Source organism: Lysinibacillus sp. COL-1, from assembly GCF_059814265.1.
The window spans coordinates 1,480,108-1,494,954 of the sequence record NZ_JCAWSJ010000004.1 but is presented as its reverse complement, the minus strand read 5'-3'; the positions used below and the strand labels follow the sequence as shown (position 1 = coordinate 1,494,954).

Annotated in this window: 12 protein-coding genes; 4 read left to right on the top strand and 8 right to left on the bottom strand. The window is 38.8% G+C overall.

Annotated elements, in window-relative coordinates; translation table 11 throughout:
• Positions 1-270 precede the first annotated feature (270 nt).
• From tnpA to AC6BKE_RS15525, 3 genes are all read right to left on the bottom strand, one after another.
• Positions 271-744 (bottom strand): IS200/IS605 family transposase, encoded by a 474-nt coding sequence (gene tnpA / locus AC6BKE_RS15535; protein ID WP_036129052.1) that lies wholly within the window; start codon positions 742-744, stop codon positions 271-273.
• 191 nt (positions 745-935) lie between these two features.
• Complete coding sequence (locus tag AC6BKE_RS15530) at positions 936-2,138, bottom strand: NAD(P)-dependent malic enzyme (RefSeq protein WP_342503973.1); 1,203 nt, start codon at positions 2,136-2,138, stop codon at positions 936-938.
• 410 nt (positions 2,139-2,548) lie between these two features.
• A complete protein-coding gene (locus tag AC6BKE_RS15525) occupies positions 2,549-3,382 on the bottom strand; it encodes an MBL fold metallo-hydrolase (RefSeq protein ID WP_058844659.1) in 834 nt (277 codons plus the stop codon).
• A gap of 392 nt (positions 3,383-3,774) precedes the next feature.
• Between AC6BKE_RS15525 and AC6BKE_RS15520 the strand changes: the two genes are divergently transcribed.
• Entirely contained in the window at positions 3,775-4,386 is a 612-nt protein-coding gene (locus AC6BKE_RS15520; protein ID WP_499857174.1) for a TetR/AcrR family transcriptional regulator, read from the top strand.
• Between the two features lie 18 nt (positions 4,387-4,404).
• Here the strand turns inward: AC6BKE_RS15520 and menE are convergent, their stop codons facing one another.
• The 5 genes from menE to AC6BKE_RS15495 all read right to left on the bottom strand — a co-directional run bounded on the left by menE (position 4,405) and on the right by AC6BKE_RS15495 (position 12,548).
• Positions 4,405-5,907 carry an o-succinylbenzoate--CoA ligase gene (menE, locus tag AC6BKE_RS15515; protein ID WP_249646000.1) on the bottom strand — a complete coding sequence of 501 codons (1,503 nt, stop codon included), beginning with the start codon at positions 5,905-5,907 and terminating at the stop codon, positions 4,405-4,407.
• Positions 5,908-5,940: 33 nt separating this feature from the next.
• Complete coding sequence (locus tag AC6BKE_RS15510; RefSeq protein ID WP_499858314.1) at positions 5,941-7,515, bottom strand: acyl-CoA dehydrogenase family protein; 1,575 nt, start codon at positions 7,513-7,515, stop codon at positions 5,941-5,943.
• A gap of 83 nt (positions 7,516-7,598) precedes the next feature.
• Positions 7,599-7,730 (bottom strand): hypothetical protein, encoded by a 132-nt coding sequence (locus AC6BKE_RS15505; protein WP_342535501.1) that lies wholly within the window; start codon positions 7,728-7,730, stop codon positions 7,599-7,601.
• 386 nt (positions 7,731-8,116) lie between these two features.
• Complete coding sequence (locus tag AC6BKE_RS15500) at positions 8,117-8,926, bottom strand: sulfurtransferase (RefSeq protein ID WP_340810819.1); 810 nt, start codon at positions 8,924-8,926, stop codon at positions 8,117-8,119.
• Between the two features lie 10 nt (positions 8,927-8,936).
• Complete coding sequence (locus AC6BKE_RS15495) at positions 8,937-12,548, bottom strand: dynamin family protein (RefSeq protein ID WP_499857171.1); 3,612 nt, start codon at positions 12,546-12,548, stop codon at positions 8,937-8,939.
• A gap of 401 nt (positions 12,549-12,949) precedes the next feature.
• Between AC6BKE_RS15495 and AC6BKE_RS15490 the strand changes: the two genes are divergently transcribed.
• From AC6BKE_RS15490 to ytaF, 3 genes are all read left to right on the top strand, one after another.
• A complete protein-coding gene (locus AC6BKE_RS15490) occupies positions 12,950-13,234 on the top strand; it encodes a DUF4183 domain-containing protein (protein WP_230593753.1) in 285 nt (94 codons plus the stop codon).
• A gap of 24 nt (positions 13,235-13,258) precedes the next feature.
• Positions 13,259-13,579, top strand: a complete 321-nt coding sequence (locus tag AC6BKE_RS15485) for a DUF4183 domain-containing protein (RefSeq protein ID WP_036118284.1) — start codon at positions 13,259-13,261, stop codon at positions 13,577-13,579.
• A gap of 636 nt (positions 13,580-14,215) precedes the next feature.
• Positions 14,216-14,836, top strand: a complete 621-nt coding sequence (gene ytaF / locus AC6BKE_RS15480; protein ID WP_499857168.1) for a sporulation membrane protein YtaF — start codon at positions 14,216-14,218, stop codon at positions 14,834-14,836.
• The last annotated feature ends 11 nt before the right edge of the window (positions 14,837-14,847 follow it).

Here is a 14,847-nt window from a genome sequence, read left to right as displayed (position 1 = left end):
TTTCACAATAAAATTGAAAAATTAAGCAGTTATTCCTCTAAAACAGAAAATGTAAATTATTACATTATTCATATTCATTTTATTACATAAAAAATCAAACAACAACATTTTTCGAGCATATTCGCCATTAAATCACAAAATCAGAACCACCAGTATAACTGGTGGTTTGCTCTGCGCGTGAAACGCTGGGGTACTGGCCCATGTCTAAAGACATTCTGAATGGTCTGCCAACCGCACTCCGTTTTCACACAAACCGCTAAAGCGGCTTACTTATTTTTTCTTTCTCTTGATTTCTTCTCCTGTGAATGGGTCAATGAATTCTTTCATCGTCATTTGATCTTGCAGGATATCTTCTTGTAATTGATTTTTTATATACTCTTGTATCTTTTTCTTATTTCGGCCGACTGTGTCCACATAGTATCCTCGACACCAGAATTGACGATTACCGTATTTATACTTTAAATTTGCATGTCGGTCGAAAATCATTAGACTACTCTTCCCTTTTAAATAACCCATGAACGCAGATACACTCAATTTCGGAGGAATACTTACCAACATATGAATATGGTCAGGACAGGCTGTTGCCTCTATGATTTCTACATCTTTTCTTTCACATAATTGGCGCAATATTCTTCCAACATCTGCTTTAATTTGACCATAAATAATCTGCCTTCTATACTTTGGCGCAAAGACGATATGATACTTACAATTCCACGTTGTATGTGCTAAACTTTTATTATCCATTTATGGTGGCTCCTTTCGTACGAAGTCGGTTGACTAGACCTGACTTTATTGTACGTTTGGAGTTTTTTTATTGTCCATAGCTAAAAGCTTTCCGGAACCCCCTGCATAGCAGGGGGTTTTCAAAGCACACAAAAAAACAGATAAAGAAAAGTTTATCACTTTTCTTTATCTGTTTAGAAAGGGGTTATTCACTAGACAGATAGAGCTGTACTTTGTTGGAATAGTTCCGATACGCCCGATTCAACAGCAGCGCCACTTACAGCTCGTGAAACGATTGCCACAACACGCTCATCTAAAGATTTCGGTACAATATATTCCTCTGTTAATTCGGCGTCACTTACAAGAGAAGCAATGGCTTCAACTGCCGCTAATTTCATCGTCTCATTAATATCCGTTGCTCGCACATCTAAGGCCCCACGGAAAATACCAGGGAATGCTAGAACATTATTAATTTGATTTGGATAATCTGAACGACCCGTGCCCATAATACGCACACCCCAAGCTTTAGCATTTTCATAGGTAATTTCAGGATTTGGATTGGCTAGGGCAAAGACGACTGGATTTTCATTCATGGATGCAATGTGTGCCTCTGTTAATAAATTTGCGACAGAAACCCCAATAAAGACATCCGCACCTGTTAGCGCATCTTCCAGTGTGCCATGCAGTTTTTCTGGATTAGTTAAATGAGCTACTGCTTCTTTAATCGGATTCATCCCTTCTGTACGTCCCTCATAAATAATGCCTTTTGTATCGCACATATAAATATTTTTGTAGCCCATTTGTACAAGAATTCGTAAAATCGCAATCCCCGCAGCACCAGCACCATTTATCACAATCTTCATCGTTGCAACATCCTTCTTCACAATACGGTTGGCATTAATCATGGCTGCTCCTACAACAATCGCTGTTCCATGCTGATCGTCATGAAATACTGGAATATCACATTCCTGACGTAGGCGATCTTCAATTTCAAAGCATCTAGGCGCTGAAATATCCTCTAAGTTCACAGCACCAAATGTCGGGGCAAGCGCCTTCACAATACTGACGATTTCATCCGTATTTTTCGTATCTAAACAGATTGGAAAAGCATCAACATTGGCAAAACGCTTTAGTAAAATCGCCTTCCCTTCCATTACTGGTAATGCCGCTTTAGGTCCAATATCCCCTAAGCCTAAAACTGCCGTGCCATCCGAAACAACAGCTACCATATTGCCTTTCATCGTATAGTCATAGACAAGTGATGGGTTTTTCTCAATTTCCACACATGGAGCTGCTACTCCAGGTGAATAAGCCAAACTAAGATCATAAGAATCCTGTACTGGCACCTTCGAAATAACCTCTAATTTTCCGCTATAGTGTGCATGCATTTCTAATGCTTTTTTCATTACGTCCATTCCATCCCATCCTTTTCCCTTTGTTTTTCATTATATTTCAGAATCATAATACTTTGTGAAAACATAGTCAACAAATTTTCTGTCAATTTATTTTATCCTTCAAAAATACAGTATTTAATGCCTTTGAATATATTTTTCTGTCAAATTAAACACTTCACAATCAATTATTTTGAGATAATTAATGTTCTATATTACGTCGCATAAAATGTACAACTGTAGCCTTTTCACCTGTTCATCTTTTCACATAGTATTTTTCTTATGTAAATGAGAATTTTTTCACAAACTTATGTAAGCGCATCCATTGTCTTAATTGAGTTTGTCACAATTTATTCACATTTTTTCACAAAGTTTTTTATTATGTATCTCAAAGTATTTATGTAAGTCACAGCTAACCAACAAAAAAAGAGCCCTTATGTTAAGGACTCCTGCGTAAAGTGATGGATAAAAGCCGTGATAATATGCTTGGAAGACCATTGTTCCCCAGATACTTTCGTAATCGGATAATCACGAGGAAAAATTGTTTTGGTCATTTCTTCAATCGTATAACCTTGCATAAACAATTGCTTTACTTTTCCCTCCATGTCTTCTAAATAAGCAATTTTTTCCTGTATTTTTGTTCGCCCATCTGCTATAAAGCCCGCATGACAGCAATAGACGACATCGAAATCGTAGTTGACTATTTTCCTCAAAGACGCCAAGGTATGTACGATGTTTTCTTCATCAAGCACAACCTTCGTCTTTGGCTGGATAAACAAATCTCCTGTAAACATAGCACCTGTTTCCCGATTGTAAAACGACAAATGATCTGTTGTATGCCCAGGTGTTTCAATGACATCCCATGTAGCTGATTTCGTTTGAATAGTATCGCCAATTGCTTGGGCAACAAACGCCGGTCGTTCCCCCCACAGTGCCTGACGATAAAGCGGATAATCTCCATCCACTGCACAAATGCTGACTGAATCTCGGTGTATATAGATAGGTACATTTTTATGATGGTGTTGAATCCATGCAGCATTGCCTACATGATCCTCATGAGAATGCGTTAAGGCCAATTGCTCTATCGGTATTTCATTAAAAAAGGATTGGAATTCCTGCGACAGCGAATAGGAGCCTGTATCAATCAGTAACCCATCCACAAAAAAACTGTACACACTCATGCCAATCCCCTGAACTGCTACTTTACCATGTGCACATCGTACATCACGATGCTGTTCAATCTCTATACTTTTCTCACGTGTAAACATCCTCTTCCCCCTTTGCCCCTTGTACAAAAAAGTGTAGCATATAATGAATGGCGAGTCATTTTTGCGAATAGGTAACAACAACGGAATTTTTCTTTACACGTTTTCCGAAATGCTAACACATAAAGAAATAAACATATATTGACAGTCAGCAAAAGCAATGTATGACTACCTGCCAGTCATTTGTAAAAATTTCTAACTAACAATGATGAAAAGTTTTTAACACTCTTACAGTTGCGTGTTAACTGGACTTGCTTACCTCCCAGTTAACACAAAAAAATCCATTTATCTTAAAAAATACAATTTTATTACACTGAGTATCACGTAATTTGATTGTCAATATCTGATGTTTTTTATAGAATCTTATTTATATAAAATGTAAAGGAGCAATACTTATGGAGACAAAAGAGGTTCAGCATGTATCCAAACGACAACAGAAGAAAACGATCAATAGAGAAAATATTATTAATGCCGCTATCGAATTATTTAGTTCAAAGTCATTTGCTGTGGTGAGCATGCGGGCTATCGCTAAACATGCAAACGTTTCTCCAGGTCTAATCTATCAATATTTTGATGACCAACAACATTTATTTATGACGGCATTTAAAATTGAAAGCTCTAGCCTTTTAAACGTATTGCACCAAACCGTCGAGGGACAAGATCATCAACTCGAATTACTGGCAACAAAATATATAGAATACATGTATATGCACGATAATTTATATCATATGATGACCTATTTCATGCTAGAAAACGAACAACATGGCAATGTCTCACAAGAGCTACATGACATAATCGATGAGTTATTTTCACTTTTCAGAGAAGCTTTAAGACAACATCTCCCTGATGACCATCTTAAACATACTGTTCAACTTTTTTTCGCATCGTTAAATGGCCTATTAATTACCTATAAAAATTTACCTGGTCGTTCATCAGACTCCAATTTGCAACATATTAAGCAACTAACAAATCTTTTGGTCCATACAATAAAAAGGCAGGAAAAATAATACCTGCCTTTTATTTTTTTATGGTTGTTTGACTACCTGCTTTAACTGATGCTTGAGTAATTTTCCAACAGCATTGCGAGGAAGCTGTTCAACAAACTCTACTTCTTTCACTGCTTTATAAGAAGCTAAATTTTCTTTACAAAACGCCATTATGTCCGCTTCTGTTATCGATATGTTTGGTTTTACCACTATATAAGCTTTTGGAATCTCGCCCCACTTTTCATCCGGCATGCCAATCACCGCTACATCAGCAACAGCTGGATGGTTGGCAAGAGCTAATTCTAATTCTGCAGAATAAATATTTTCTCCGCCACTAATAATCATATCTTTTATTCGATCAACAACATATAAGTAGCCATCACGATCTATATAACCAACATCTCCAGTATGGTACCAACCATTCTTTAATACTTGCTTTGTCGCTTCCCTATTTTCGAAATAGCCAACAAACACTTGTGGGCCACGTAAGCGGATTTCTCCTACCTCACCTGCAGGTAACACTTCGCCTGATTTCACATCAACTACGGCTATTTCACCATGCATCATCGATTTTCCCATAGAATCATACTTATCTTTATTCATCTGCTCCTTCCACATTGTTACTGCCCCTGTGTATTCCGTAATACCATATACCTGCTGAATCGGAATACCTAGTTGACGAAATCCTAAAATAAGTGGCACAGGCACAGATGAAGCACCACAGGTAATGTTACGAATAGAAGATGAGTCAGCGTTAGCAACCTCATACGTTTTTAATAAGTATGCTAACATTGTTGGTACTGTCATCATGGTCGTAATCTTTTCTTGTTCGACAATTTTCCAAGCTGCCATAGGCTCAAACGCTTCCATGAGTACCATTGTACAACCACACAGAATATTTGTGATGAGCGGAGCGATGCCACCTATGTGAAAAAATGGTGCCACCATTAAAAAACGATCATCCTCCCACCAATCGATGGTTTGCGATAACCCCATCCCAGCAGCCAATAAATTATTATGGGAAATCATCGCTCCCTTTGGCTTACCTGTTGTACCCGATGTATACATAATAAGCGCTACGTCATCATTACTTGCATCATAAACAGGTTCTTGACTGTTCTCTTCAAAAATAGCTTGCAAGGAAGGGACAGTTGCATGTGATAGAATGTCAGTATTGACACCTTGTACTTGTAATGCTTGCATCATTGACGCAAAATCAACATCATAAACAATGAGTTTTACTTTACTATTCTCCACAATATATTGAAGCTCCGGCACTTGTAGACGCCAATTTAAAACAACGGTGATGACACCAATTTTCGCTGCTCCCATTAACACTGCAATGAAATCCTCATTGTTTTTGGATAAAATCGCTAGACGATCCCCTTTAGCAAAACCTTGCTTCTTTAAAAAATGAGCAAAGCCATTGGCCCTCGCATTCATTTGTTGAAATGTCCACCGCTTGTCTTTGTGAATAAAAGCCTCCTTCTCCCCCATTAAAACTGCACGATCCCGTAATAACTTACCAATATTAATGTTCATAATTGTCACCCCTAAACAATTTTTGTCCACATATTAATCTAGTGCAATTGGTAAATCCTTTATATCCTTTATCGTTTGCTCCTGGAATAAGGTAAATATCTCTTCCCAGATTTGTTCCCATTTCCTTGCTGCTTGTCGATTTTCAAAGTTTGGTAACGCGGTTAAATTCACCTGCATTAATTGTTCGATTTGCTCTGCAAACCGCTTTACTTCCTTCTCCGAGCTATCTACAAGAATACTAGCAATTAAATCATAAATAGAAATTTGCGGTCTCATCTTCACAAGATCTCTATATATCTGAGATAATAAAACATTTCTTGGCCCCTCCCATAATTCATTCACTAGACTATCTCTAAACAATCTTGGAATGACTGAAAAATCTTCAATCGCCCCATGTCCACCAAAAATAGAAATAGCCAACCTTAGCTTATCTACAGCTTCTTTAGAAGCATAAATTTTTTGCAATAAAATTAATTCACGCACAACGAACGCTTCAAGAGTATTAGGTTCTTGTTGTGTTTGAAGAAACGCTTGGTAAATATAAAAGGCTGAGCCTACAATACGTTTAGCAGCATATTCTAAATCCTCAAGCTGTGCTGCAGCCATTGGAAATTCATCAATGCGCCGATCAAATACTGATCTAAAGCTTGCGTATAGCTTAGCTTCTTGTGCTGCTCTCATTAAAAAAGCACCACTAGCAAATCCGATATCCAACCTTGAGCGGGTTAAAACAATACTAACAGCAAGAGCAACACCTCTATTTTGTGGGCCTACGCGATAAGCAATAGCGCCTTGATAATCGATTTCTGCTGATGGTAACTCTGCAGTACCAATTTTCCATTTCAAACGATTGATCACGTGATGATTTCTTTTCTCTTTTTCCTTATCCCCTTGAAGCCAAGTAGGTACAATAAACACCGCAATATCATCAGTGTGCTCGATGCGCGCAGTCACTACAGCATAATCGGCATGCACCGCTGAGCAGAAAAATTTATTGCCAAATAACCGATAATGATCGCCCTCAGGCTTAGCCATTAGTACATTCGCTGGAATGTTTGATCCCCCTTGAATCTCTGACATATACTGTGCACCGATGCCAAAATGTCCCTCATAGCCTTCTGTCACATGCTCAAATATACGCTTTACTTCATCAGGAACCTCCTCCTTGAAATAATCGATTAAAGCAACCAGTCCGTCTGTACATGCTAGTGGACAAGTAATACCAGCTTCTCCATTACCATGTAAAAAAAAGCGCTTAATGATCCCTTCATTTTTCAACTGTTCCTTAGAAAATAGACCCTGTCCAAATATGTCTTTCTCCATTTGTTGCATCTGGTTTGAACGAATAATGCGATCAATGCGCTCATTATATGCATTGTAATGTCTTATTTTAGGCTGATTTTCCGGACGTGCACTTTCAGCAGCTATTGCACGCCAGTCCGATGATACTTTTTCCACAAAAGGCTCTAGTCTCGGTAGCATCTCATCCCATGTTTCATGACAAAACTGTTGCAAAACTTGTAATAAAAAAGGATTATCTAAATCATTCATAGCATCTCTTTTGTCAATAAATTCTCGAAAACTATATGTTTTTTCTCCAACATGCACCAATACACACACTCCTTTTCTAAATTTTAAGAATATTTTATCATCTTAAATTTAAAAAGTAAACAGTGTTCATTTTTAATTCTCTAGGTACGTTTTTCTATTTTAATCGTGCTATCTGATACTTCGAGCAGTCTATCCACCTCTTTTTCTGTTTTATCCATCACTTTGCACGTTCTATCCACTACTTTTTCTGTTCTATCCATTACTTTGTACATTCTATCCACCTCTTTTTCTGTTCTATCCATCAATTTGCACATTCTATCCACCTCGATGGAGCCTATCCTTCACTTTGAGCTTTCTATCCACTACTTTTTCTGTTCTATCCATCACTTTGCACATTCTATCCACTTCGATGGAGCCTATCCTTCACTTTGAGCTTTCTATCCACTTCGATGGAGCCTATCCTTCACTTTGAGCTTTCTATCCACCTCTTTTTCTGTTCTATCCTTCACTTTGCACATTCTATCCACCTCGATGGAGCCTATCCTTTACTTTAAGCTTTCTATCCACCTCTTTTTCTGTTCTATCCATCAATTTATGCATTCTATCCACTTCTCTAAGCGCTAAAAAAACGCCCACCGAAGTGAGCGTTTCAATTTAATTATTCATTTGTGCCTTTTTCCACATCATACGCGGTAATCCAATCACTGAAGCTGCCTACATATAATTGGATGTTTTCATAGCCTTCATCTGCTAGCACTGCATATAACGGTGAGGCTGTCACGCCGCTACCACAGTAGACGACAATCTGCTCATCAGGCGTAACTTTTTGGCGTAATGCGTCGTTCGCTTTTAATTGGCCGTCTGTCTTTAATTGCTCCCAGTCAAAGTTTTTTGCGGTTGGAATATGGCCTGCTACCTTATCCAGTGGTTCCATTTCGCCACGATAACGTTCAGCTGCACGTGCATCGAGCAAGGTTGCTTGTACTTCGCCGTCTACTATTGCCTTTACCGCTTGGCGTGGCGCATATAGTTCATCCTTCCAATCAAATTCTATGATCGTTGGGGGATATTTTATAATATCCTTGGTGAACGGAATTTTTGCCTCTAGCTCAGGGGCACCGCCATTGACAATCACTACATTTGGGAAACCAGCGTATGTCAGCATCCACCAGGCGCGCGGAGCGAACGGGGCTGCTCCCTGGTCGTAGACAACAATTTGATCTTCATAGCGTAAACCTAATTCTTGAAATACGGAAGTCAACTTTTCTTTGCTCGGCATCGGGTGACGGCCGTCCTTACTGTCCATATCGGATAACTGTTGTTCTAAATCAATATAAATAGCACCAGTTGCATGTCCTTCTTCAAATGCTTTTTTTCCAGCTTCTTTGTCCAGAAGATCGAAGCGAGCATCGATAAAACGGACGCCATCAAACTGTATTTCATCCACTGATTTGAATACTCTTCCCATATAAATCACCTCATGCGTATTGTAATTGTGCGTAAATTGCTTTCCAAGAAGCTAAACGGCTCTCTTCTTGTAAGGCAAGTCTTTCTGTCTCAATTTGTTCAAGCGCTTGATGATAAATATATAAACGTAATTTTTCGGCTTCCTCTGCAATAAACGTAATGGCCCATGTCATAAGAAAAACTTTCTGTGCATCTAAATAATCTTGTGCATCTGGTTTTGTTACAGCTTCCAGCGCCTCGCTCAACTTTATTTTTTCATTCTTCTCAAAGAAAGCTTTTTGATTGCGGAAGTGAGATTTTACGCTAGTATATTTTGAAATATCTGTGAATGGCCCTTCAAAATCCAGTAAATTTGGCTCTGAAGATTCAAAGGTTAGGAACGAGAAGCTTCTATTCAACTCTTTCAGCTCACGCACCTCATCTTTGAAGCGTTGTTGCATTTTCTTGCCTATGAACTGTGATAAACGGAAGTTTGTGACACGCATTTCTTGTGTAAAATCAAAACGCAAGCTTTGCATCACTTCCTTCAGTGCATGCTCCAATGCTTGCTGTGCTGGCATCGCAGCAAATGTCGAAGGATTATAACCTTCCTTAAAGAACTCAGGATAACGATAATAGACACGTTGGAGAACATAATACAGGAGCTCATCAAGCTCTTGCTTTGTTTCACTCTCTAGCATGCTTGTATTGAGCACGCTGAACTTCGATTGGATATGTTGTTCAAGTGTTGTTAATTCCTCTAAACGCTCATCTTTACGTTTTAAGTTTTCCTCCGTTTGTGCGATTAAATCGGCTAAACGTTGCTCTGTTTTATCGACTTCTTCTGCAAGAGCCTGTACTGCTAAGGCACTTAATTCATCATTTAAAAATGTATGGAAGTCGCTTTCGAATAGTGGCATGCCAGATGTTAAATCAGCACCTTCTACTTTTTCTTTTAATGCTAAAAGACTCGATACCCCATACAGTCGTGGGAAACGAATGCCAAAACGTTGTAACTCTGAACGAACATAGCCTTTTACGTCTTCCTGTTCTTCTTCTGTTGTTGCTAAATCAATGGCATTTACAATAAAGAACATTTTATCAAGTTCAAATGCATCCTTGACACGACCAAGCTGAATTAAAAACTCACGGTCAGCTTTAGCAAAGGCATGGTTATAGTACGTAATAAATAGGATGGCATCAGCATTGCGAATATATTCAAAGGCTACACCTGTATGACGAGCATTAATCGAGTCCGCTCCTGGTGTGTCAACAAGTGTCACACCCATGCGTGTCAATGGGCTATCGTAATAGAAATCAATATTATCAACAAAGCATGATTTGTTTTCTTGCGCCACAAATTTTTCAAATTCTTCACGGCCTACACGAATGATCGTACCAAGCTCAGATTTAAATATTGGATAGCCTTCCTTATAGGCACGAATAAATGACTTATGAACATTTAAACGTTCATCCGTTAACTGAACGGCAAGCCCTTCATCAGCACGATTATAGGCTTCCTCCAACGAAGCTACAGACAAGCCAATTGCCGCATACGAGCCTTGAATATCCTCTAGCATTTGCTCGGCTGTTTTAAGCTGTACATCGGCCGTTTCATGTGGATGCTCTGGTGTTACTGGACGAATTTTATTGATGGCTGCTGTTGTTGGGTTTGGTGATACAGGTAACACCTTTGCACCCATTAAGGCATTGGAGAAGGATGATTTCCCTGCACTAAATGCGCCAAACAAAGCAATCGTAAAATCTTTTTTCTGTAAACGTTCCACTTTATTTTCAAGGTAATGGGCAACTTCTGCAAAGCCTTGAACCTCTTTGACTGCATTGGCTGTATGCAGTGCGCGATTAATCACACCATCGATTGGAAGAGTCGTTGCACTGATGGCTTGCTGCGTTTCCTCTTGTTCGATGACCTGCTCTTTTGGCTTCAGCATGGACTCATCAAACAAACGAATATCGGCTAAATCTTGCTTAAATGACTGTGCCCAATTGACTAGCTGCTGATTCGCAACTTTACGGATTTCATTGCTCGCTTGATGCATAATGCTTGCACTATATTGCTGATAGCCTTCGATTTCAAGCACTGCCTTAATTGCATCCACTTTGTCTTGCATACCCGCCATTTTTAATTTTGATGGTGCAGCCGTTTCTGTTGCCACAGCTTCAAGCGTTGTTGCTTGCGCATTTTTCCAGCTATCTGTTTCCTGAATAAAGTAGCGCTTCGTTGCCTCCGCGACACGGTTGGCGAAGTTTAACACAGCATCACCTGTTAACAGGGCACCAGTTTGAACTTGCTGCTCAATCAATGAAAAAGGTAAGTCAAATACATAGGCATCAATGGCGGAAGCACGCTCTTCATTTAATGCACCTACATCTTTTAATGCTTTTTTCATAAGTCCTTTTAAATGCCCAGTAATTTGTGCATGAACGACGTTCTGATAGGCACTATATGCATCCTCTTTACGACGGTTACGCTCTTCCTCTGTTTTTTTCTTCGCTGTAAAGAGTCCCCCTACTTTAAAGCCCTCCTGCACACTTTCTAAATAAAGGCGGAGGCGATCACGTACATCAGCTGGCATGATGGCTGCATTGGCTAGTAGTTCCTTCCGTTGCTCCTCAAATGTTTCGTTCCATGCCTCTACTGAGAATAATTCAACTTGACGATTTAATTTATTGTATTGCTCTAAAATATCTTGATGGTGTGCCCAGTCGTCCGCACTTAAAATTTCTTCATCAATAGTTAAACGATCCTGTCTTTCTTCCATTAAATAATGGTCATGCTCACTTTGCAGTAAACGCAATGTATTCGTTGCCGTTTGTACAAGCTGCTCCTGCCAATCATTCATACTGTCCATCACGATGTTCTTTACGACCTCAAAATCATTATGTGGATGTTCAGGCTCTCTCAATGATGTGAAAAATACACCCTTCGGCACAACGCCCCATGCGGCAAAGGATTGATGAACCGTTGCTTTAAAGTCTTCAAAGCTCAATTCATTATCTTTATGCTTATCAATCATATTGACAATTAAATAAACGTTTGGATTGTATTTCATTAATTGCTTTGTAAATTGGAAATTCAGTTCCGACTGCACATGGTTATAATCCATTGTATAAAATACGATATCTGCAATATGGAGCGCCGATTCCGTTGACATGCGGTGTGCATCATCTGTGGAGTCTACTCCCGGCGTATCCATGACAGTAACGCCTAGTGGTAGTGTAGAGGCACTGTGCCCAATTTCGATTTGTGACACTAAATCCCCATTCTTACTAAGCTCTTTTACTGTTTTAAAATCATAGCCTGCCTCAAATTTCACAGGCTTTTCATTGTGCATATAGACAATTGCGAAATCTTCCTCTGATTTATGCACTTTTACGATATTCGCACTTGTTGGAATTGGACTAGATGCCAGTAAGTTTTCACCAGACAGCGCATTAATCATACTCGACTTCCCAGCAGAGAAATGACCCGCAAAGCCAATCACATACTCTTTTTGCTGAATTTTTCGAGCAAAAAGAGAGGTTTTATCCATGCGTTCTGTATCACCATTATGCTGATAGATTATGTATTGCAAAGAAGCTTGCTTTAATAGCTCCTCCAATTGTTGTTCAAAATCTTTCATGAAACCAGTTACCCCTTTTTCGTTAATTATTCATAATTAGTATTCTACCTTATTCAACTAGCAAAGTATAACACTAATTTACGGTAAAAAGCATGTATGCCAACGTTTCTATCCTAATAAGTCCCATCATAAAATGTTGATGATCCGAAATAATCTTCCTCAAATGATAGATGGTCAACTAGTTCTCTTGCTATTTTCTTCATATTTTATAGTAAATGTATTCGGGGCAAAGGTTATTTTTTAAGAATGGAGTGTGATCGCACATGCTGAACCCTAAGTCTCATCGAATCATAGAAAAAAGTTGTCCGTGTCACTGTGAGGATCGATTTTTCTGGCCCCGTATCAAAGCAACAAACGGCACGCCCATCGTCCCTCCTCCTATCGTTCCAGAGGGCACTATTTTGCCGATTATCCACCGCTATTTTTATATCGTCACAGCCGATCTTGATCTAACAAATGGGGTCACGCTGCCAGCGACTCTCTTCTGGAATGATAATGCTGACAATATTACAGAGTTTACCCTCTTCTCGCCAAACGGTTACGTCAATCTTTATATTAATGCGGTGATGCAAGAAGGTGGCATTTACACCATAACACCAGCCGCCTTAACAATCGTACCCTACAATGCCACTTTGTATAGAGGCACACCCATTATCATTGAATCGCTTGGCTTTATGACAAATTAATATCCAAGAAAGGAGGTGAATCATATGGCACTTTCCATTATTAATATTCATGTCAATGTCACAGGTACATCTACACGATTTTTTAACGTTTTAGCTGCACCTCTTGCCATTACAGATGGTACTACAGTCGCTGCTACAACTTTTTTAGATGATAGCGGTACAGCGGCAACTGCATTTCCAGTAGTTACAAACGGCTACTATAATTTATATATCAATGGCGTTCTACAGGAGGGTGATGCTTATACAGTTTCTGCAACTGAAGTTACATTCAACACTGTTACAGCATCACTTTCTGCTGGTACACCAATTGTGCTTGAAGCAGTTGAATTAGTCACAACTACCTAACCTAACTAATATAGATGCCCTAAACTCTCTTAGGGCATCTATTTTACAATTGTAGTAGCTCTCTGAACCTTACAATAGTCTAGCTCATGACGCCTATTTCCATGAATACATAGAGTTTAAGCAGCCACTTTTATTTTTTAGATTGCACAGACAGGCTTCACCATGAAATAAAGACCCTAAAGGGCGTAAATCGGTGGTACTTTCCATTATCAATAGTCATGTTAATGTAACAGGTACTTCTGCTCTGTCCATTGATTCACAGAAATCTAAGTCACTTGAAGAAAAAATTTACAGGCAATAGACTTCGAACCAATACTTCTAACAAAAATGAAAACTGTTCGGAAAATTGTACAAGGTGGTAGTTTGGATTCCCCTGTTAAAATAAGTAAAAAAATAATGAAAACCGAAAACTCCGATTCTTTGTCTATTAGGCTTAGATTGGGTCTTTTTTTTATTCCAAAATCAAAGGACACTTAATTAATACATTGTAAGTACATGAAACAAAACAATGGTACTCAATAATGGACGAGTTTTTTTAAGTGGCATAACCGTTGCTTTTTTGTCAACAATTTTAGGAAAACAGGCACCAATTGTCAACATAAATAATATGATATAAAAAAATAAGGGGTGTAAGCTGTGACTTGGTTAATCATTTTAGCTTTTACGCTTTCATCAAGTATAGATAATTTAGGCGTAGGGCTCTCTTACGGGATTCGAAAGATACATGTTAGTTTTGGGAAAAATTTATTAATAGCAATTATATGCTTTGTTATGAGTATGGGAGGCATTACGTTTGGGGTTTGGCCCTCGACTATTCTTCCAGGTATGCTTCCTGTAATCTTTGGAGCCTTATTGTTATTTATCATTGGAATTCGCATCATTCTTTTAGCTAAACCACGTAAAAATGAACCTTCAAAAGAGGCGTTACAGCCCAAAAATGGGCAAAGTATTTTTAAAAACCCTGAGGAAGCTGATTTTAATAAGTCTGATGAAATCGGCTGGGGAGAATCTATACTTCTTGGTATTGCATTATCAGCAAATGCACTTACAAATGGTGTGGGCGCTGGCCTACTCGGACTTTCACCTGTTGTCATTTCGTTAACAGCTGCAATCGGGAGCTTTATTACTGTTTGGGCAGGAGTCAAATTAGGAAGTAAGGTCGCTGATGTTCAGGTTAGTTCATTTACTATAGGGCAATTTGGCACAGTAATTAGTGGTTTGTTGATGTTACTGCTTGCTTTTGCAGCATTTTATTAATATTTTGTTGA